Raw genomic sequence first — 20,332 nt, 5'->3', positions numbered from 1 at the left:
CACAACACGCCCGCTCGCCAGTTTGTTGCGCGACAGCGCCAAGGCGGAGCCTCCCGCATTTAAAACAGCGCTTGTCTGAGATGTGGCGCCAAATCCCCGGGTTTGTGGCAAACTTCGCGCCCATAAATGCCGGGATCGTCGCAAGGGCTGCGACGCGATGGAATAAAGCGATGCCAGTTTGAGGCCACTGGATGGAATCAAACGACTTACAGTTTGGTACTAAGGTGCCAATACCTTTTGCCTGACCTATCCAGAGGAACGACCGTGCATAACGTCGTCATCAGCGGCACTGGCCTGTATACCCCGGCCAACACCATCTCCAACGAAGAGCTGGTGCAGTCTTTCAATGCTTACGTGCATCAGTTCAACACCGACAACGCCGCTGCCATCGAGCGCGGTGAGGTGCAGGCGCTGACCGAGTCCAGCGCGGCCTTTATCGAGAAGGCATCGGGTATCAAGAGTCGCTTTGTGATGGACAAGGACGGCATCCTTGACCCGCAACGCATGGCCCCGCGCCTGCCCGAGCGCAGCAATGACGAATGGTCGGTGCTCTGCCAGATGGCCGTCGCCGCCGCCGAACAGGCGCTGCAGCGTGCCGGCAGGACCGCCGCCGATATCGACGGCGTGATCGTCGCCTGCTCCAACCTGCAGCGCGCCTACCCGGCCATTGCCATTGAAGTGCAGGAAGCGCTGGGCATCGAAGGTTTCGGCTTTGACATGAACGTGGCGTGTTCCTCGGCCACCTTCGGCATCCAGAACGCCGCCAACAGCATCCAGCTGGGCCAGGCCCGGGCGATCCTGATGGTCAACCCGGAAGTCTGCACCGGCCACCTGAATTTCCGTGATCGCGACAGCCACTTCATCTTCGGCGACGCGGCCACTGCCGTGCTGCTTGAGCGCGCCGACCTTGCCACCTCCGAGCATCAGTTCGAGGTGGTCAGCACCAAGCTGCTGACCAAGTTCTCCAACACCATCCGCAACAACTTCGGCTTCCTCAACCGCGCCGCCGAAGAAGGCATCGGCGCGCCGGACAAATTGTTCGTGCAGGAAGGCCGCAAGGTGTTCCGCGATGTGTGCCCGATGGTGGCCGAACTGATCGGTGTGCACCTGGAAGAAAACCAGTTGAACGTGAGCGACGTGAAACGCTTCTGGCTGCATCAGGCCAACCTGAGCATGAACCACCTGATCGTGAAGAAGCTGTTGGGCCGTGAAGCCACGGTGGAAGAAGCGCCGGTGATTCTCGATACCTACGCCAACACCAGTTCCGCAGGCTCGGTGATTGCGTTTCACAAAAACCAGGACGACCTGGCCAAGGGCTCTGTCGCCGTGCTCAGCTCTTTTGGCGCCGGCTATTCGATCGGCAGCGTGATCCTGCGCAAGCGCTGAGTCTTCTACTTGCAGGCGTGATCCGAACGGTTTTATCCGGAATATCGAGGTCTTGAATGGCAGCAGCGGACGACGCGCACCTGCTTGAACGCCTGCTCAAGGGAGAGCAGCAGGCCTATAAGGAACTGGTCACCACTTACCAGAGCGCCATGCGCGCCGTGGCGTATGCCATCGTTGGCCAGCGCCACGCCGATGAAGTGGTGCAGGACGCCTGGCTGTCGGTGGTGCGCAATCTCGGCAAATTCGAAGGGCGGTCCAGCCTCAAGACCTGGTTGCTGACCATCACGGCCAACGCCGCCAAGGGCCGCTACAAGCAGAACCGCCGGGAAGTGCTGCTCGACGATCTGCCTTCGCCCCATGGCACGATTGGCGCAGAGCGCTTTTCCCCTGACGATGGCCACTGGGCGGTCGCCCCGTATGCCTGGCATCAGGACAGCCCGGAAGCCTTGTTGACCGAAGATGAACTGCGCAATTGCCTGGAGCATACGCTGCTGAGTTTGTCGGACTTGCAGAGTAGCGTACTGGTGCTGCGCGAACGCCAGGGCCTGGAGCTGGAAGAAATCTGTAATCTTTTGACGCTCTCGCTCTCGAATGTGCGTGTGCTGTTGCATCGAGCGCGGCTCAAGGTATTCGCCACGGTGGAACATTTTGAGGAAACGGGAGAATGTTGACCTGTAAGGAACAAGTGGCTCGCTCCAGTGATTACCTCGATGGGCAACTGACCTATCGCGAGCGTCTGTTGGTGCGTCATCACTTGATGTTCTGTCCCAACTGCCGCCGCTTTATCCGTCAGATGCGCCTGATGCAGGCGACGCTGAAGAAGATGCCGCAGGCACCGGTGCCCGGGGTGGATGCCCTGGCCGAACGGCTGGCTGCCGAGCGGCGCAAGGGCGGGTAGCGGAGTGATCAGAACTTGGCTTCAGCATCCAGTTGCAGGGTGTTGGTGTTGGCATCACGCTGCGTACGGCTGGCGAAGTCGGCCTTGGTCAGGAAGTACGTGGCGCCGAGGGCGAAGTTTTTGTCGATGTCGTAGCTGACCTTCATCTTGTGACCGCGCGAGCCGGTGGTGCCGTTGGCGAAGTCCGAGTCGGTAAAGGCGCCGACCACTGCGTTACGTTGAACATCGCGGTAGTTGTAGTCCAGGTTGAAACCGAACACCTTGGACTTGGCACCTACCAGCCACGCTGTGTCCTGATCGGTCACGGCATCGTTGTTTTTCACGTACTGACCATAGAACGCCAATGGCACGGCCAGGCCGCCGATGTCTGCCTGGGCGAAGCCTTCGTACAGACGGAATTCGTTGTCGGCCGAGTTACCGTTGACCGCCAGTGCGCAAGGCGTAGTGGTGGTTGTGCAGCGGCTGTCGCGGTCGTTCTGGTAAGCGTAGACGCTGCCGCCCAGGGTCATTTTCAGGTTGTCGGTGATCGAGAAGCGCGTACCCAACTGGCCGGACGTCAGGCGCAGGTCGTGGCGAAACTGCACACCGTCGCCGTCGACGTTGTCCTTGAGGCTGTAGTTGCCCAGGCTGCCGAACAGCTCGGCGCTGCTGCCCAGGGGGTATTTGTAGGTGACTGCCAGGCCTTCGGGGTTGATGTCGCTGTCCCAGATCACGTCGCCCATGCTCACCCACGGTTGCAGCATCTTGCCGCCGATCACGTGCAGGTTCTTGATCTGGTCCGGGTGGTAGTCGATGTAGCCAAGGTCCAGCCAGATCGATTTCTTGTCGAAATAACCGTCAAGGTCCTGGTTGGTGGAGCGCGCATCGTCGCCACCGCCGGTGGCGATACGGATGCCGGTGTCCACTTGCGGGTTGATTTCAGTGTAGGCACCCAGGCGTGCACGGATACGTTGACGGTCCTTGTCACGCCCGCCGTTGTTGGGTTCGCCGTCGATCTTGATGGTTTCCTGGCGGATCCGCACGTCGCCTTTGAACTGGGTCTTGGCGGCCCAGGCGAGTTTCTGGTCGAACGTGCTCAGGTCGTTGGTCTTTTTCGCGGTGGCGGCGATCTGTTCGTTACTCTCTTGCTGAGCTTGCCGTGCGATCTGCTGTTCTTTCTGGTCCTTGGCGAGTTCGATTTGCAGTTCGGTGTACTGCGCCGCAGTGATCTGGCCGTTGGCCTTGAGCATGTCGAGCAATTTAGCGTCGACTGCAGCGCTGGCCGGCACGCTCAGGGCCAGTAACAGGCCGCCGCACAGGGCCGCCGCAGTTTTGGTGGAAGCAAGGCGCATATCAATCTCCAAAAGTGAGGAGGAGGGAATAGACCCTCCAGGACACGAACGCCCGATGACGGACGGGGAAAATGGCTATTTGGTTAGAACCAGATGCTCTAAAAAAACACGGCCAGTATTACTGTCGTTTATGACGGAGCAGTGGCTAAGTGATTTCGTCTTGATGACAAATGCATGGTGCGTGGAACTATTGGCCTAGAGCCCTGTCCGCCTCTTTTCGAGGTGTGAACAGTGCCGTGATGAGCGATACTCGCCAGGCTTCTACGCCAACCGCCAGTGAGGATGCCGATGCCGTTGCAACGTCTGGACAACCTGTCCGAAATCGCCCCGTCGGTGTGGGATGCGCTGGTGCCGCAGGCTCAGCCGTTTGTGCGGCATGCCTTCTTGAGTGCGCTGGAAGACAGCGCCAGCCTGGGCCCGCAATCGGGCTGGCGGCCCGAGCATCTGCTGCACTGGGAGGGTGATCGACTGGTAGCGGCGCTGCCCGGTTATCGCAAGTGGCATTCCTACGGCGAATATGTGTTCGACCATGGCTGGGCCGATGCCTGTGCGCGTGCCGGCATCGACTACTACCCCAAGCTGCTCACGGCGGTGCCGTTCAGCCCGGTAAGCGGGCCGCGCCTGCTGGCGGCGAGTGCCGAGGACGGTTTCGAGCTGCTCAACAGCCTGCCGGGTTACCTGGAAATCGAAGGGCTTTCCAGTGCACATATCAACTTCACCGACGCGTTGGCTGATGAAGCCTTGACCCTGCAGCCGGGTTGGTTGCAGCGCCTGGGTTGCCAATTTCACTGGCAGAACCGTGGCTACCGCGATTTCCAGGACTTCCTCGACGCCTTGAGCTCACGCAAGCGCAAACAGATGCGCAAGGAACGCGAACAGGTGGCGGGGCAGGGCATCGAGTTCGAGTGGCTGCACGGGCATCAACTGACGGAAGCGCAGTGGGATTTCGTCTACGCCTGTTACGCCAACACCTACGCGGTACGCCGCCAGGCTCCTTACCTGACCCGCGCTTTTTTCAGCCTGTTGGCCGAACGCATGCCCGAGATGATCCGTGTGGTGCTGGCCAAACAGGGTTCGCGCCCGGTGGCGATGGCGTTCAGCCTGATCGGCGGCGACAGTTTCTACGGCCGTTACTGGGGCTGCCTGGCCGAATTCGACCGCCTGCATTTCGAGACCTGTTTCTATCAGGGCATGGACTACGCCATCGCCGAAGGTCTGCAACGCTTCGACGCCGGCGCCCAGGGCGAGCACAAACTGATTCGCGGGTTCGAGCCGGTGATCACCCGCTCCTGGCATTACCTGCGCCATCCGGGGTTGAAGAATGCCGTGGAGGATTTTCTGGAAAGGGAGCGCGTGGGGATTCTGGCGTATGCCGAAGAGGCGAGGGCAGCCCTGCCGTATAGGCAGGGCTGACCACACCCGGTTTCAGCCTGGCTCCCCCTTGCCAAGCCATCGATACATCACGCCACCGATCACCGCACCCAGGATCGGCGCGAGCCAGAACAACCACAACTGCTGGATCGCCCAGCCGCCCACCAGCAGGGCCGGCCCGGTACTGCGTGCCGGGTTGACCGAGGTGTTGGTTACGGGGATGGAGATCAGGTGGATCAGCGTCAGGGCCAAGCCGATGGCAATGGGCGCCAGGCCCTTGGGCGCACGGCTGTCGGTGGCGCCGAGGATGATCACAACGAACATCGCGGTCATCACCAGCTCACAGACAAACCCTGCCACCAGCGAATAACCGCCCGTTGAATGCTCGCCATAACCATTGGAGGCCAGACCGCCCGCCAGTTCGAACCCTGGCTTGCCGCTGGCAATGAAGTACAACAATGCGGCCGCGACTGCTGCGCCGACGACCTGGGCGACAACATAGGTCGGCAACTCCCGCGCCGGAAACCTTCCGCCCACCACCAGCCCCACCGATACCGCCGGGTTGAGGTGACAACCACTGATAGGGCCGATTGCGACCGCCATGGTCAGTACCGTCAGCCCGAACGCCAGGGCAACGCCCAACAGGCCAATACCAACTGCAGGAAACGCTGCGGCCAATACCGCACTCCCGCAACCGCCCAACACCAGCCAAAACGTACCCAACCCCTCTGTGACTGAACGTTTGAACAAAGACATGCAGCCCGTCCTTGATAGATCTCTATCTAATCAGTAAATCAATGATGCTCCCTGCAGATTTACTTCAGCGCCCTTCTGGGCACTGCACTGATTACAGCACGGTTTTGATACAAGTCCAGGGCATGAATAATGACCAGAAGCCTGTGGATGCTGGGTTTTGATGCAGACGCTGTTGGATGAAGTCGATCAAATATGGGAGGGAGGCGAACCCCCTCACGTATTTTAAGAGATGTTTACTTCAGTCGATTCCGACAAATCCACCCGTCTGGTGCTGCCACAGCCGTGCATACAGGCCGCCGTGTGCCAGCAGCTGTGCATGGCTGCCGCTTTCGGCAATCCGGCCCTTCTCCAGCACCACCAGGCGGTCCATGCGTGCGATGGTCGACAATCGGTGCGCAATCGCAATAACGGTCTTGCCTTGCATCAGGGTTTCCAGACTTTCCTGAATCGCCGCTTCCACTTCCGAGTCAAGCGCTGACGTGGCTTCGTCCATGATCAGAATCGGCGCGTCCTTGAGCAGCACGCGGGCGATGGCGATGCGCTGACGCTGCCCGCCGGAGAGTTTGACGCCGCGCTCGCCCACATGGGCGTCGAGCCCGGTGCGGCCCTCGGCGTCCGAGAGCAGCGGGATGAACTCATCGGCGCGCGCCTTGTGGATCGCTGCCCAGAGTTCTTCGTCGGTGGCGTCGGGTTTGCCGTACAGCAGATTGTCGCGGATCGAGCGATGCAGCAGCGACGTGTCCTGGGTGATCATGCCGATCTGCTCGCGCAGGGTTTCCTGGGCGACTTCGGCGATGTTCTGGCCGTCGATCAGGATGCGTCCGCCTTGCAGGTCGTAGAGGCGCAGCAGCAGGTTGACCAGGGTTGACTTGCCCGCGCCCGATGGGCCGATCAGGCCGATCTTTTCCCCGGCCTTGATCTCCAGGTTCAGGCCGCCAATGATCCCGCTCTGCTTGCCATAGTGGAAATCCACCTGCTCGAAGCGCACCTCGCCATGGGGGACTTGCAGGCGCTGGGCGTTGTCGCGGTCGATCACCGCCAGGGGTTGTGCGATGGTTTTGAGGCCGTCCTGCACCATGCCGATGTTTTCGAAAATGCCGTTGACCACCCACATGATCCAGCCGGACATGTTGACGATGCGGATTACCAGGCCGGTGGCCAGGGCAATCGCGCCCACCGAGATGAGCGAGTGCGTCCACAGCCACAGCGCAAGGCCGGTGGTGGTGACGATCAGCAGGCCGTTCATGGTGGTGATCACCACGTCCATGCTGGTCACCACGCGGCTGGCCAGTTGGGTTTTTTCGGTCTGCTCGATGATCGCTTCCTTGGCGTATTCCTGTTCGGACTGGGTGTGGGCGAACAGCTTCAGGGTGGTGATGTTGGTATAGCCGTCGACGATGCGCCCCATCAGTTTGGAGCGCGCCTCGGAGGAAATCACCGAGCGTTCCTTTACCCGTGGCACGAAGTAGCGCAGCGCCAGGCTGTAGCAGAAGATCCAGGTCACCAGCGGAATCATCAGCCGCCAGTCGGCCTCGGCAAACAGCACCAGGGCGCTGATGGCGTAGATCGCCACGTGCCAGATCGCGTCCACGGCCGCCACGGCTGAATCGCGCAGGGAGTTGCCGGTCTGCATGATGCGCTGGGCGATACGCCCGGCAAAATCGTTCTGGAAGAAATTCAGGCTCTGCTTGAGCACATAGCTGTGGTTTTGCCAGCGAATCAGGCTGGTCATGCCGGGGCTGATGGTCTGGTGCACCAGCAGGTCGTGCAGTGCGCCGAAAATCGGGCGCAGCAGCAGGGCGACCACGGCCATCCAGATCAGCTCGGTGCTGTGCACCTGGAAGAAGTCGGCGGGCGGCGTGCCCTGGGCCAGGTCGATGATGCGGCTCAGGTAGCTGAACAGCGCGACTTCGATCAATGCCCCGATCAGGCCCACCACCAGCAAGGCGGCGAAGTGCGGCCAAACCTGACGCAGGTAGTAGAGGTAAAAAGGCAGGACTTTATCGGGTGGGGCGGCGCTGGGCGCGTCGCGGAAGATGTCGATCAGTTGTTCAAAACGACGATAGAGCATGGGTTGACACCCGCCGGGCGGGCTCTCCTTTCAAATGCGCGCGCGGCCTTGTGGGCCGCGCACGGAACTCCCTGCAAACCTTAGTCGATGCGCTTGGCCGACTTGATCAGGACAGGGTCGATTGGCACGTTCTGCATGCCTTGCTTGGTGGTGGTCTGGGAGTTGACGATAACGTCGACTACGTCCATGCCCTTGACCACTTTGGCGAATACCGCGTAGCCGGCATCGCGACCCGGGTCGAGGAAGGCGTTGTCGGCCACGTTGATAAAGAACTGGCTGGTGGCTGAGTCCGGGTTGGAGGTGCGCGCCATCGACAGCGTGCCGCGTACGTTATGCAGGCCGTTGCTGGCTTCGTTCTTGATCGGCGCTTCGGTCGGCTTTTGCGACATCTGCTGGGTGAACCCGCCGCCCTGGACCATGAAGCCCGGGATCACACGGTGGAAAATCGTGTTGGTGTAGAAACCCTTGTCCACATAGGCCAGGAAGTTTTTGGTGCTGATCGGCGCTTTGACCGGGTCCAGTTCGATTTCAATGTCGCCGTTGGTAGTGGAGATCAACACGTGGGGGGCTTGGCCGGCTGGGCCGCCATCAGGTTGGCGGCAAACAGTACGGAACCGGCAAAGAAGGCAATTTTTTTCAGCATGGGGTCAGTGATCCTGAGTGATGGTTTCGAGTGGTCGTGTTCGGCGCTGGGACAGGGTTAGGACCGGTCATCCTGGCGCGTTGTTCCTGCCGATCCCGGCGCGCAATGGCGTCGAAGCGGGCGAGATAAGCATGTTTGTGATTGTTTGCCCAGCCTCGGGCCCTGGGTGAACGCCTTTTCAGCTTTGCCTGGGTGCGGCAAAAGGCGCGTCCAGCGGCGCCGTGTCAAAGCTGCGCAGCAATTCAACCAGGATTTGCGTGGCCGGCCCCAGGGGTTTGTCCTTATTCGAGTACAGATAAAACGTGGGGTGGCGGCTGGCTCCCTGTTCCAAGGGTAGCTGCTTGAGCACGCCCTCGGCGATTTCGCGTTCGATCAGGTGGCGCGGCAGCCACGCAAAGCCCAGGCCGCTGCCCACGAAGGAGGCGGCGGTGGCCAGGCTGCCGACGGTCCAGCGCTGTTCGGCGCCGAGCCAGCCCACGTCGCGCGGCTGCTGGCGCCCGGAGTCGCGAATCACCACTTGCATCTGGCTTTCCAGGTCCTGGAAGCTCAGCTCGCGATTCATGCGGTGCAGGGGGTGATCGGGGTGGGCAACGGCAATGAATTCCACATCGCTCAGTTCGGTGCCCAGGTAACCGGCAATGCTGAAGCTGCAGATCGCGAGGTCGGCCACGCCTTCAATCAACAGCTCTTCGACGCCCGACAGCACCTCTTCACGCAGACGCACGCGGCAGCCACGGCTTTGCGGCATGAACGCGGTCAGCGCGCGCACCAGCCTTGTGTTGGGGTAGGCGGCATCCACCACCAGGCGCACTTCGGCTTCCCAGCCTTGTTCCATGTGGTGGGCGAGGTCTTCCAGTTGGCTGGCGTTCTTGACCAGTTGGCGGGAGCGGCGCAGCAGTACTTCACCGGCGTCGGTGAGTACGGCCTTGCGCCCGTCGATACGCAACAGCGGCACGCCGAGCTGGTCCTGCATGCGCGCCACGGTGTAGCTCACCGAGGACTGCGATCGGTGCAGCGCTTCGGCGGCCTGGGCGAAGCCGCCGTGGTCGACCACGGCCTGCAGCGTGCGCCATTGATCAAGGGTAACGCGGGGCGCTTTCAAGATGGGTTCCTCTTGTCCTAAGCTGACAGTCCTTATTGGAGACTGCCGAATGAGAAAATTGTGTTGTGTGCTGCTGGCGCTGCTGCCGATCAGTGCGTTTGCCTACCCTATCGATGTGAGCAAGAAAATCGAAGGCGTAAGCATCGATTACACGGCTTCGGACGTGGACGCCGACATCAGCTCGATCCAGTTGAGCAACTACGGCAGCAACGACGCGGTGTGTTCGGTCATCTTCACCAACGGTCCTGAATCGCCGCGTCGCCGATCGGTCACGGTACCGGCCGGTAAAAACACCAACACCACGGTCAAGTTCAACCGCGCGATCATCAAGATGCGCATTGCCCTGGCGTGCAGCCCGAAATAGAGCGTCCGCTGCGCTTACTCCGCTTATAAACAACTTTATAGATGGGTTATAGCAGTTTTTTGCGCTTTTTTATCGAGTTGTCCCTGGTTAATCTCAATTTCATCATCTGACAGCATTTGCAGATGGAGCCTACAAGCGCACATGCCACGTTCTGATCACTGAAAGCTGCGGCCATCAGGGCGCGGTTTGCTCGGGCCGCCTGATCCTTTAATCGTCAGATAATCGCGCGCTGTTTACATGGCCCCACGCAAACCCTTCAAGTACGCGTACGAACCTCCCTTTGCACTTGTTGCTCCTGAGTGCTCCTGCCCGACTGCCGCTTTAGCGAGGTCGGGTTTTTTTGCCCCGAGTTTCTTCAACCGTCGAAAACCTTTAATGTCCCGCCCATTCGAAACGAGGCGCGCATGGGCTATTTACTGGTTGTCACCCTGATTCAGGCATTTTCCTTCAGCTTGATCGGCGAATACCTCGCCGGTCACGTCGACAGCTACTTCGCAGTGCTGGTGCGCGTGGTGCTGGCCGGCTTGATCTTTCTCCCGCTGACCCGCTGGCGCTCGGTGGAGCCGGCCTTCATGCGCAGCATGCTGGTGATCGGCGCGCTGCAGTTTGGCGTGACCTACGTCTGCCTGTACCTGAGCTTTCGCGTATTGACGGTGCCGGAAGTGCTGCTGTTCACCATCCTCACGCCGTTGCATGTGACGCTGATCGAAGATGCTCTCAACCGGCGCTTCAACCCGTGGGCGCTGGTGGCGGCACTGGTGGCGGTGGCGGGCGCAGCGGTGATTCGCTTCGACCAGATCACCCCGAACTTCCTGATGGGTTTTCTGCTGCTGCAACTGGCCAACTTCACCTACGCCGCCGGGCAGGTCATGTACAAGCATCTGGTGGCGCGCTATCCGAGCGATCAGCCGCACTACCGGCGCTTCGGGTATTTCTATCTAGGAGCGTTGCTGGTGGTGTTGCCGGCGTTCCTGCTGTTCGGCAAGGCGGACTTTCTTCCGCAGGCGCCGTTGCAGTGGGGCGTGTTGCTGTTCCTGGGCCTGGTCAGCACCGCGCTGGGCATGTACTGGTGGAACAAGGGCGCGTGCCTGGTCAATGGCGGCACCCTGGCGGTGGTCAATAACCTGCATGTGCCGGTGGGGCTGTTGCTGAACCTGCTGATCTGGAACCAGCATGAGCCGCTGGGGCGCCTGGCGTTGGGTGGACTGGTGATTCTGGCGGCGGTGTGGATCAGCCGGCTTGGTATTCGCAAAGAGCCGGCTCACCCCTGAAGCGTCAGATGGCGCTGTTTTCCTGCGCGGGCAGTGGGCTGAACACGCCTGCCCGCAGGTCATTGCCGCTTGGCTGCTGATACAGGCTCAAGCCGAATTCCGGCAACACCGCCAACAGGTAATCAAAAATATCCCCCTGGATCCGTTCGTAATCCGCCCACGCGGTGGTGCGGGTAAAGCAGTAGATTTCCAGTGGCACGCCCTGGGCGGTGGTTTGCATCTGGCGCACCATGCAGGTCATGTTCGGCTGAATGTCCGGATGGCTTTTCAGATAGGCCAGGGCGTAGGCGCGGAAGGTGCCGAGGTTGGTCATGCGGCGCCGGTTGGCCGACAGTTGCGCGCTGTTGCCCTGGGCCTCGTTCCAGGCCTTGAGTTCGGCCTGCTTGCGGCTGATGTAGTCGGTGAGCAGGTGAACCTGGGTCATGCGCACTTCTTCGTCATCACGCAGAAAGCGCACGCCGCTGGCATCGATAGAGAGGCTGCGCTTGATGCGGCGCCCGCCCGAGGCCTGCATGCCGCGCCAGTTCTTGAACGACTCGGACATCAGGCGCCAGGTGGGGATGGAGACGATGGTCTTGTCGAAATTCTGCACCTTGACCGTGTGCAGGGTGATGTCCACCACATCGCCGTCGGCGCCCACCTGAGGCATCTCGATCCAGTCGCCCACGCGCAGCATGTCGTTGCTGGTGAGCTGCACGCTGGCGACGAACGACAGCAGGGTGTCCTTGTACACCAACAGGATGACCGCCGACATGGCACCCAGGTCGGACAGCAGCAACAGCGGCGAACGGTCGATCAAGGTGGCGACGATGATGATCGCGGCAAACACGAACAACACCATTTTCGTCAACTGCACATAGCCCTTGATCGAGCGGGTGCGGGCGTGTTCGGTGCGCGCGTAGATGTCCAGCAGCGCGTTGAGCAGGGCGCTCACGGCCAGCGTCATGAACAGGATGGTGATTGCCAGGGCTACGTTGCCGATGAACAGGATGGCGGTCTTGCTCAGGTCCGGCACCAGGTACAGGCCGAACTGGATCACCAGGGACGGCGTCATCTGCGCCAGGCGATGAAACACTTTGTTGTGCCGCAGGTCGTTGAGCCAGTGCAGGGCCGGTTGCCGGCCGAGCAGCTTGACCGCGTGCAGGATCAGGTACCGTGCCACGCGCCCGAGCAGCAGGGCAACCACCAGCAATACCAGCAGGCCGAGGCTGGAGTGCAGCAACGGATGCTCGTCGAGAGTGCCCCAGAGATCTTGCACGTTGCGCCACAGCTGTTTGATATCCATGGGTAAAGCCGATTCCTCTGTAAGACAAGACGGGGCCGATTAGAGCATTTAAGTGCGCTGAAGTTGACGCTATGGACAAATACACTCACAAAAAAGCTGCCGATTAGCACTGTTCGCGTAAAGAAACTCGGTTTGGACGCCCGAAACCGTTACCCTATGCAGCTGATATTTTGTATTTCTTCGAGGTAGCACCCGTGTTTTCCCAATTCGCCCTGCACGAACGCCTGCTCAAAGCCGTGGCCGAGCTTAAATTTGTCGAGCCAACGCCTGTGCAGGCAGCGGCCATTCCGCTCGCGCTCGAAGGGCGTGACCTGCGGGTGACGGCTCAAACCGGCAGTGGCAAGACCGCCGCTTTCGTCCTGCCGATTCTCAACCGCCTGATCGGCCCGGCCAAAGTGCGTGTCAGCATCAAGACGCTGATCCTGCTGCCCACCCGCGAGCTGGCCCAGCAGACCTTGAAGGAAGTGGAGCGCTTTTCGCAGTTCACCTTCATCAAGTCCGGCCTGATCACCGGCGGCGAAGACTTCAAGGTCCAGGCCGCGATGCTGCGCAAGGTGCCGGACATCCTGATCGGCACGCCGGGCCGCATGATCGAGCAGCTCAACGCTGGTAACCTCGACCTCAAGGAAGTCGAAGTGCTGGTGCTCGACGAAGCCGACCGCATGCTCGACATGGGCTTTGCCGACGACGTGCAGCGTCTGGTCAGTGAGTGCGTCAACCGTCAGCAGACCATGCTCTTCTCCGCCACCACCGGCGGCTCGACCCTGCGCGACATGGTCGCCAAGGTCCTGAACAACCCTGAGCACTTGCAGGTCAACAACGTCAGCGACCTGAACGCGACCACGCGTCAGCAGATCGTCATGGCTGACCACAATGTGCACAAGGAACAGATCCTCAACTGGTTGCTGGCCAACGAGACGTATCAGAAGGCCATTGTGTTCACCAACACCCGCGCCGCTGCCGACCGCATCTACGGTCGTCTGGTGGCCCAGGAATACAAGGCGTTCGTGCTGCACGGCGAAAAAGACCAGAAGGACCGTAAACTGGCCATTGACCGCCTGAAGGCGGGCGGCGTGAAGATCCTGGTCGCCACTGACGTCGCCGCGCGCGGCCTGGACGTGGATGGCCTGGATATGGTCATCAACTTTGACATGCCCCGCAGCGGCGACGAATACGTGCACCGTATCGGCCGCACCGGGCGTGCCGGCAACGATGGCCTGGCGATCTCGCTGATCTGCCACGGCGATTGGAACCTGATGTCGAGCATCGAGCGCTACCTCAAGCAGTCGTTCGAGCGCCGCACCATCAAGGAAGTCAAAGGCACTTACACTGGGCCGAAGAAGGTCAAGGCATCGGGCAAGGCTGTTGGCGTGAAGAAGAAAAAGACCGACGCCAAGGGCGACAAAAAGAAAGTCGGCGCCAAGTCGCCGACCAAGCGCAAGATTGCCAATCGCCCGAAGACTGACAACCTGTCACTCGTCAGCAAGGATGGCATGGCCCCACTCAAGCGTCGCAAGCCGGAAGCGCCGGCTGCGGAGTAACGCTCTCTGGCAACAAAAAACCGGACAATGTCCGGTTTTTTTATGGGCGATGATGTGGGTTTTCGCAGGGAACGTCTGGAAAATTCAGGAAATTGGCGTCCGTCCATTGAGCTGAACGCAGAGTGATGCTGCGGGTCACACCTTTTACGGGCTACCTTTCAACGGCCTGCAGGAGGAATCAGGATGACGACTTACAACTGGGATTTGATCGAACGTTTACTGCACGAAGTGCAAAACGGCGAAGGCAGCTTCTCACCGCGCAAATACGCCGCGCAGGAAGCCGCCGGCAAGGCCATGGCGGGCGAATCGGTCGGCAACCTCGATGCGCTGAAAGAAACCGCTGCGGGTTATGAAGCACTGTTGCTCAAACGCGGGTTTATCGAGTCGCGCCCGGAGGCAGAGGGCGGCAATGGTGAGAATTTTATTTTGACGCCACGGGGTTCGAGCCTGCTGTCGCTGATCGACAGTGCCATTCCCGGCGAACGCGATACGCGCCAGGTCCTGGACGAACAGGTAGATGCCCTGGATGAGGCAACCTTCGAAAAAGTGGCTTCTCAAGCCGCGATTGCTGGTGGTGCGATCTGAAGGTCATGCCTGACCCATGTGGGAGGGGGCTTGCTCCCGATAGCGGTAGGTCAGTCGTAAATAGGCTGACTGACACCCCGCAATCGTTAGCAAGGCCCATCCCGCACGTGGCTATCAGTTGGCAGCCTTCAGGCACTTCAATGCTTTGAAGTCACCCCGCACACCGTCGATTTTTTGCGTGAGCTTGATTCGCTGTTGTGCTGAACTCTGTGCCATCAAATCCACGATCAAGCTGCGCGCCGCTGCTTCCGTCTGGGCATAGGCTGCGCGGTATTCCGGCGTCCACAAGCTTTCACGGTCCACCAGCAATTGCTGCACCTTCTGTGGGAAATCGGCACTCTGGCGTTGCTTGACGGCGTCAATGAACTGGGCCTGCCAATGGGCACGGTTGCCGATCCAGGCAGTGTTCTGATCACCCAGTGCGGTTGACCATTCCATCACGCGGTTTTGCTGGCTGGCGCTGAGCGGTCCCATCCAGGCATCCAGGCGTTTGTTCATTCGCTCGGCGCGCTCCTTGATCTGCTGGGTCAGTGGCGGCTTCAGGTATTCGTCCTGGCGTTTGCGCAGGTCCTTGGCCAGGGCGTCGTTCATCTCCTTGACCTGTTGATCATCCAGCCCTTGCAGCAGTTGAATCGCCGATGGCGTGATCTCCCGCGCGACGTCGGCGATCGCCTGTTTGGCTTCGACAGTGCGCGCTTGCAGCGCTGCATCGGTGACCTGATTGTCATCGACCATCTGCTGCAGGCGATCCAGCCAGTCCAGATAACCCGGCAACTGCGTGGTGCAATGCCAGGCAAGATGCTGCTTGAGGGTGTCGTTGAACCAGCTCTTCTGCCCGGCATTCATGTCCAGGTAGTCGTTGAGGGTCCAGGGGATGATCACGTCGAGATTGCGGTAGGCCAGGCCCACGCGATTGCAGCCGGCGAGCACCAGGCTGAGCGTCAGCAGTACCACCAGAAGTTTGAGCCGGCGTAGCATGGGCGGGTCCTTGCGCAGAGGGGTTCACGTATCTGAACCTGCGCGAGGCGCGACAGTTCAGCCCGTTAATAAAACGAGCGGGCGGCCTTCAAGGTCAATAGGCCATCGCATTGCGAGTTGTGTCCAGAGTAGGCCGAGCAGTCGCCGCCGCTGAGGCTGGAGTCGCTGTAGATCAGGTCCAGATCGATGCCTTTCCATGCCCTGGAAAACTGTACCGACCAGTCGCTGAAGCTGCGGATCGAGCCGTTGTCCACCGCGACCGGGGCGCCCAGTTGATGGGTGGTGTATTTCATGCTGACACCGATGCCGAAGGGCTGGGTGCCGGTGAGGTCGGCAAACAGCGTGCTGTCCTGACGGTCGGGGTCGTTGCTGAAGGAGGCGCCGAAACGGTTGCCGAGCAGGTTGAGGCCGCCGTAGAACTCCTGGCTGTCGAGGGGACTGAGCGTGGGGTAGCTGTAGTGGATCAGGCCGACTTCGTAGCCCAGGGTCTGATCGAAAGGGTGTTTGAAGCCCATGTACGAATCGACTTCGAGGTCGCGGGAAGACGACAGCCCCATATTCGGCGAAAATTGACCAAAGTACAGGCCGCTGTTGTGGCTCAGATCCAGGCCACCGTGGAATGAGTCGCTGCCCGGCGAGGTGGGCTTGACCAGGCCCTGGGCCATGGAGCGGCTGGGCGTGGTGCCCAACTTGAGGTCGAAGTCACCCCATTCGCGCTGAAATATCTGCGCTTCGGCGAGCGGGCTGGCAACCAGGGCGCTGATCAGAAAAATGCAGGGTTTGAACACGCTTCACTCCATGAAAAGCGAGGAGCAGGACGGAAGAAATCGGGCAGATGCCCGTGCTAGACGTGTGCAAGCATAACGGCGAATGATCGGCGGTGAGGCCCGTTCGTCGATTAGCGCAGTTTGAGGTAAAGCAGGGGGGTGTTTCGAATTCCAGTCCTAGCGCCTTCGAGGACAAGACGCATAGGGACCAGATGTGCTGCGCGGGTGTTACTTCTTGCCCAGGCTGATCTGCTTGGACGGGCCGAAAGTCTGGCCGCTCACGCCCTTGGCAATTTGCTGGATTTCACCGCCGGACTTGAGGAAAGCAGCAATCTGGCTGTTGATCGATTCGCTGGTTTCAACGGCGGGAGCTGGCTTTGCTTTGCTGTTGGATGCTTTTACACGCATGGCGGCCACTAACCTGTAGAGAATTAACTTGGCCAGGCATCGTACAGGAAATACTTGACAATTGCTTGGCAAATATCCTCCAAAGGCTGAGTTTCACGCTGGTAATGAACGCCCGTTAATCCCTGAATTAAACGGCTAACTTACTGTTTTAAATAGAATCCACAGGCTGGACGGGTGCCAGGTAGCGCGCCAGCATCCGGCGAAGTGATCAGACGAGCGGGCTGCGCCAGTAGAACGCCATGCCTGCCTGTGATTTTCGAGGGTCACGCGCGTGCCGGTCTCAACTCGGGTAGAATGCCGCCCACGTAATGAGGGTATTTGGAAATGGCTTTAGTCGGGCGCTACAACAGCTTGCAAGTGGTTAAACACACTAACTTCGGTTTGTACCTGGACGGTGCGCAGGATGGCGAAATCCTCTTGCCCAATCGGTATATCCCCAAGGATATTCCCAGTGAAGATGAAGACTGGCTTAACGTTTTCATTTATCTGGACAGTGATGACAAACTTATCGCCACGACGGAAAAGCCCAAAGTTCAGGTTGGCGAATTCGCCAGTTTGAAAGTCGCTGAAGTCAACAGTATTGGCGTGTTTCTCGATTGGGGGCTGCCCAAGGATCTGTTGCTGCCGTATTCGGAAGAAAAGCGTCAGTTGACCGCGGGTGAATACTGCGTGGTGCACGTCTACCTCGACAAACACACCCGGCGCATTACCGCCACCGCGCGCCTTGACCGTTACCTCGACAAGACGCCCGCCAATTACCAGGTGGGCCAGGAGGTCGACCTGCTGGTGGCCGAAGCGACCGACATGGGCTTCAAGGCGATCATCAACAACAAGCACTGGGGCCTCATTCACAAGAATGAGGTGTTCAAGTTCCTGCGCCCGGGCAAGGAAGAGAAAGGCTTCATCAAGGAAATTCGCGCCGATGGCAATATCAGCCTGAGCCTGCAGCCGGTCGGCCAGGAAGCGGCGTCGAGCCTCAACTCGAAGATCCTCGCCAAGTTGCGTGACAACAACGGCACCTTGCCGGTCAGCGATAAAAGTGATCCTGCGGTTATCAGCAACTTGTTCGGCGTGAGCAAGGGCAACTTCAAGAAGGCGATTGGAGCGCTCTACAAGCAGGGCCAGATCGTGATTCACGCGGATCGCATTGAACTAAGCTGAGTGCGGTTTGCTCTAGCTGTAGGAGCAAACTCGCTCCTACAAGGTCCTTCGTGATGTCCAAGAAAACGCTGTTTGCCTGCCTCGGCACCCTCGTTGCCTTTCTGATTCTCGACGGCCTGTGGCTTGGCGTGTTCATGGGCCCTACCTACAAATCCCTGCTGGGTTCGCTGATGCTTGATCAGCCGCGCGTGCTGCCCGCTGTGCTGTTCTACGTGCTCTACGTCATTGGTTGCGTGGTGTTCGTGGTGCTGCCCAGCGCGAGCTGGCAGCGCGCCGCGCGCATGGGCGCCTTGCTCGGACTGGTGGCCTACGGCACGTACGACCTTAGCAACTGGGCCACCTTGCAGGGGTGGTCCGCCGGGCTTGCGGTCATGGACATGGCCTGGGGCACCTTCCTGACGGCAACCTGTTGCACGGTAGGTTACCTGTGTGCACAACGAGTGCATCGGTGATTGTGTACAGGATTGATCTGCACCGTTGTTGAGCGCGGCTCCCGCAGTTAAAGCGCCATGTATCCCTTTGGAGCGCCGTTCCAGAGGGATTGTGTGCTATTGGCACGCAATCTGCTGACTATCTCGTATACAAACCATGCCGCCTCCCGTATGCACCCTGTTACGGATGCGCAGGCCGGTATTTCGAGGAGCCAAGCGATGACCGAACAATTGCCCAAAGGCTATAGCCCGCGCCTGTACAACCAGGACCTGGGCCCGCTGCCGCAGAAATGGACCTGGTACAACATCTTCGCCTTCTGGATGAGCGATGTGCACAGCGTCGGCGGCTACGTGTTCGCCGCCAGCCTGTTTGCGCTGGGCCTGGCCAGTTGGCAAGTGCTGATCGCGTTGCTGGCCGGCATTTGCATCGTGCAGTTGATCGCTAACCTGGTGGCCAGGCCGAGCCAGCAGGCCGCAGTGCCGTATCCGGTGATCTGCCGGCTGGCGTTCGGTGTATTTGGGGCGAATATTCCCGCAGTGATTCGCGGCCTGATTGCGGTGGCGTGGTACGGCATTCAGACGTACCTGGCGTCCAGTGCCTTGATCATTGTGGTGCTGCGCTTTTTCCCACAGATGGCGGTGTATGCAGAGCCACACTTCGCAGGACTGTCTTACCTTGGCTGGTTTGGTTTCCTGACGTTGTGGGTGCTGCAGGCGGCAGTGTTCTGGGCCGGAATGGAGTCGATCCGTCGTTTTATCGATTGGGCGGGGCCGGTGGTGTATGCGGTGATGTTCGCCCTGGCTGGTTGGATCGTGTGGAACGCGGGCTGGAGCAACATCAGCTTCACCCTGGCCGAAAAGTCCCTATCGGGCTGGCAGGCATTTGGTCAGGTGATCGTGGCGACCGCGCTGGTGGTGTCTTACTTCTCCGGGCCGACGCTGAACTTTGGCGATTTCAGCCGTTACTGCCGCAGCATGCAGGATGTGCGGCGCGGCAACTTCTGGGGGCTGCCGGTAAACTTCCTGGCGTTCTCCCTGGTGACCGTAGTGATCGTCTCGGGCACGTTGCCGGTGTTTGGCGAGATGCTGCATGACCCGATCGCCACCGTCTCGCGCATCGACAACGACATGGCCGTGCTGCTGGGCGCCTTTGCGTTCGTGACCGCGACCATCGGCATCAATATCGTCGCCAATTTCGTGTCCCCGGCATTCGATTTCGCCAATGTCGCGCCGAGCAAAATCAGCTGGCGTGCCGGCGGAATGATCGCCGCAGTGGCGTCGATCTTCATCACGCCCTGGAACCTGTTCAACAACCCGCTGATGATCCACTACACCCTGGATATCCTCGCGGCATTCATCGGACCACTGTTCGGGATTCTGCTGGTGGACTTCTACCTGATCAAAAAACAGAAGATCGACGTGGACGCCCTGTTCGATGACAGCCCGAGCGGGCGCTATTACTTCGACGGCGGGGTGAACTGGACGGCGGTAAAAGCGCTGGTGCCAGCGACGCTGGTGGGTGTGGCGATCACCTTCACGCCGGCATTGCAGGGGATGGCCAACTTTGCCTGGTTTACCGGGTGCTTCCTGGGCGGACTGTTTTTTTGGGTGCTGGCGCGCCGTGAGCAGGTACGCGTTGGCGCCCCGATAGTTGCCGGCTGACCTGCAGCGCGTGATAGCTTGAACGAAGCGTCAGGATTCGGATCCATTCAGTAATAGTTAGTTGTGGTTTCGTTCAAGCATTGAGTAGGACTTAGGGCTACTATCAGTGTAGGAAACGGCGACATACATCCGCCGACTCGCACACCCTCAAGGGGGGCAACCATGAAAGAGAAAATCCACAACTGGCTCCATGACCTTGGCGTGGCACTCGGCCTGATCGAGCCACCCCTGCAACCGGTGCCGATCCGCACCGACGACGAGCAGCGTCGTCCGCGTCGCCGCTAGGCATTAATGTGTGGGAGCGGGCTTGCTCGCGAAAGC

Annotated in this window: 20 protein-coding genes and 1 pseudogene; 12 read left to right on the top strand and 9 right to left on the bottom strand. The window is 59.9% G+C overall.

What is annotated here, in order from left to right; genetic code table 11:
- Positions 1-264 precede the first annotated feature (264 nt).
- From VRB54_RS17010 to VRB54_RS17000, 3 genes are read left to right on the top strand one after another with little or no spacing between them, the layout of a single operon-like run.
- Entirely contained in the window at positions 265-1,386 is a 1,122-nt protein-coding gene (locus VRB54_RS17010) for a beta-ketoacyl-ACP synthase III (RefSeq protein WP_338478098.1), read from the top strand.
- A gap of 56 nt (positions 1,387-1,442) precedes the next feature.
- Positions 1,443-2,057, top strand: coding sequence for an RNA polymerase sigma factor (locus VRB54_RS17005; RefSeq protein ID WP_338478097.1), 615 nt, complete (start codon positions 1,443-1,445; stop codon positions 2,055-2,057).
- Positions 2,051-2,284 carry a zf-HC2 domain-containing protein gene (locus VRB54_RS17000; protein WP_338478096.1) on the top strand — a complete coding sequence of 78 codons (234 nt, stop codon included), beginning with the start codon at positions 2,051-2,053 and terminating at the stop codon, positions 2,282-2,284. Before VRB54_RS17005 ends, VRB54_RS17000 begins: the two co-directional genes overlap by 7 nt.
- An 8-nt stretch (positions 2,285-2,292) precedes the next feature.
- Here the strand turns inward: VRB54_RS17000 and VRB54_RS16995 are convergent, their stop codons facing one another.
- Positions 2,293-3,615: a putative porin gene (locus tag VRB54_RS16995; RefSeq protein WP_338478095.1), complete on the bottom strand. Its 1,323-nt coding sequence runs from the start codon at positions 3,613-3,615 to the stop codon at positions 2,293-2,295.
- Positions 3,616-3,903: 288 nt separating this feature from the next.
- Here VRB54_RS16995 and VRB54_RS16990 point away from each other — a divergent pair, with 288 nt between their 5' ends.
- Positions 3,904-5,028 carry a GNAT family N-acetyltransferase gene (locus VRB54_RS16990; RefSeq protein ID WP_338478094.1) on the top strand — a complete coding sequence of 375 codons (1,125 nt, stop codon included), beginning with the start codon at positions 3,904-3,906 and terminating at the stop codon, positions 5,026-5,028.
- Between the two features lie 12 nt (positions 5,029-5,040).
- On the opposite strand, the gene aqpZ is transcribed toward VRB54_RS16990, so the two are convergent.
- The 4 genes and pseudogenes from aqpZ to VRB54_RS16970 all read right to left on the bottom strand — a co-directional run bounded on the left by aqpZ (position 5,041) and on the right by VRB54_RS16970 (position 9,558).
- Complete coding sequence (aqpZ, locus tag VRB54_RS16985) at positions 5,041-5,742, bottom strand: aquaporin Z (RefSeq protein WP_338478093.1); 702 nt, start codon at positions 5,740-5,742, stop codon at positions 5,041-5,043.
- Positions 5,743-5,980: 238 nt separating this feature from the next.
- Positions 5,981-7,813: an ABC transporter ATP-binding protein gene (locus VRB54_RS16980; RefSeq protein ID WP_338478092.1), complete on the bottom strand. Its 1,833-nt coding sequence runs from the start codon at positions 7,811-7,813 to the stop codon at positions 5,981-5,983.
- Positions 7,814-7,893: 80 nt separating this feature from the next.
- Positions 7,894-8,456, bottom strand: a pseudogene (locus VRB54_RS16975) (peptidylprolyl isomerase).
- A gap of 178 nt (positions 8,457-8,634) precedes the next feature.
- A complete protein-coding gene (locus tag VRB54_RS16970; protein ID WP_003230476.1) occupies positions 8,635-9,558 on the bottom strand; it encodes a LysR family transcriptional regulator in 924 nt (307 codons plus the stop codon).
- 49 nt (positions 9,559-9,607) lie between these two features.
- Between VRB54_RS16970 and VRB54_RS16965 the strand changes: the two genes are divergently transcribed.
- Together VRB54_RS16965 and VRB54_RS16960 are read left to right on the top strand one after the other, a co-directional pair.
- Positions 9,608-9,922 carry a 3-phosphoglycerate kinase gene (locus VRB54_RS16965; RefSeq protein ID WP_338478091.1) on the top strand — a complete coding sequence of 105 codons (315 nt, stop codon included), beginning with the start codon at positions 9,608-9,610 and terminating at the stop codon, positions 9,920-9,922.
- Positions 9,923-10,326: 404 nt separating this feature from the next.
- Positions 10,327-11,193, top strand: a complete 867-nt coding sequence (locus tag VRB54_RS16960; protein WP_338478090.1) for a carboxylate/amino acid/amine transporter — start codon at positions 10,327-10,329, stop codon at positions 11,191-11,193.
- A 4-nt stretch (positions 11,194-11,197) separates the two neighbouring features.
- On the opposite strand, the gene VRB54_RS16955 is transcribed toward VRB54_RS16960, so the two are convergent.
- Positions 11,198-12,478 carry a mechanosensitive ion channel family protein gene (locus tag VRB54_RS16955; RefSeq protein WP_338478089.1) on the bottom strand — a complete coding sequence of 427 codons (1,281 nt, stop codon included), beginning with the start codon at positions 12,476-12,478 and terminating at the stop codon, positions 11,198-11,200.
- Between the two features lie 194 nt (positions 12,479-12,672).
- Here VRB54_RS16955 and VRB54_RS16950 point away from each other — a divergent pair, with 194 nt between their 5' ends.
- The gene (locus tag VRB54_RS16950; RefSeq protein WP_338478088.1) at positions 12,673-14,019 is read left to right on the top strand and encodes a DEAD/DEAH box helicase; all 1,347 of its coding nucleotides are present in this window, start codon (positions 12,673-12,675) and stop codon (positions 14,017-14,019) included.
- Positions 14,020-14,202: 183 nt separating this feature from the next.
- On the top strand, positions 14,203-14,604 hold the full coding sequence (locus VRB54_RS16945) for a transcriptional regulator (RefSeq protein WP_338478087.1): 402 nt from the start codon (positions 14,203-14,205) through the stop codon (positions 14,602-14,604).
- Between the two features lie 114 nt (positions 14,605-14,718).
- Here the strand turns inward: VRB54_RS16945 and VRB54_RS16940 are convergent, their stop codons facing one another.
- The 3 genes from VRB54_RS16940 to VRB54_RS16930 form a co-directional block, all read right to left on the bottom strand.
- Positions 14,719-15,582, bottom strand: a complete 864-nt coding sequence (locus tag VRB54_RS16940; RefSeq protein ID WP_338478086.1) for a DUF6279 family lipoprotein — start codon at positions 15,580-15,582, stop codon at positions 14,719-14,721.
- A 65-nt stretch (positions 15,583-15,647) separates the two neighbouring features.
- The gene (locus VRB54_RS16935) at positions 15,648-16,370 is read right to left on the bottom strand and encodes a TorF family putative porin (RefSeq protein WP_338478085.1); all 723 of its coding nucleotides are present in this window, start codon (positions 16,368-16,370) and stop codon (positions 15,648-15,650) included.
- A 207-nt stretch (positions 16,371-16,577) separates the two neighbouring features.
- A complete protein-coding gene (locus VRB54_RS16930; protein ID WP_003193095.1) occupies positions 16,578-16,757 on the bottom strand; it encodes a hypothetical protein in 180 nt (59 codons plus the stop codon).
- A 324-nt stretch (positions 16,758-17,081) separates the two neighbouring features.
- Here VRB54_RS16930 and VRB54_RS16925 point away from each other — a divergent pair, with 324 nt between their 5' ends.
- From VRB54_RS16925 to VRB54_RS16910, 4 genes are all read left to right on the top strand, one after another.
- On the top strand, positions 17,082-17,918 hold the full coding sequence (locus VRB54_RS16925) for a CvfB family protein (protein ID WP_338478084.1): 837 nt from the start codon (positions 17,082-17,084) through the stop codon (positions 17,916-17,918).
- A gap of 53 nt (positions 17,919-17,971) precedes the next feature.
- Positions 17,972-18,370, top strand: a complete 399-nt coding sequence (locus VRB54_RS16920; RefSeq protein WP_338478083.1) for a DUF2177 family protein — start codon at positions 17,972-17,974, stop codon at positions 18,368-18,370.
- A 198-nt stretch (positions 18,371-18,568) separates the two neighbouring features.
- Complete coding sequence (locus VRB54_RS16915; RefSeq protein ID WP_338478082.1) at positions 18,569-20,011, top strand: NCS1 family nucleobase:cation symporter-1; 1,443 nt, start codon at positions 18,569-18,571, stop codon at positions 20,009-20,011.
- Between the two features lie 162 nt (positions 20,012-20,173).
- The gene (locus VRB54_RS16910) at positions 20,174-20,296 is read left to right on the top strand and encodes a PA1414 family protein (RefSeq protein WP_015372621.1); all 123 of its coding nucleotides are present in this window, start codon (positions 20,174-20,176) and stop codon (positions 20,294-20,296) included.
- Positions 20,297-20,332 lie beyond the last annotated feature (36 nt).

This window comes from Pseudomonas trivialis, from assembly GCF_036864995.1.
GTDB lineage: Bacteria > Pseudomonadota > Gammaproteobacteria > Pseudomonadales > Pseudomonadaceae > Aquipseudomonas > Aquipseudomonas trivialis.
This window is presented reverse-complemented; position numbering and strand designations above follow the sequence as displayed.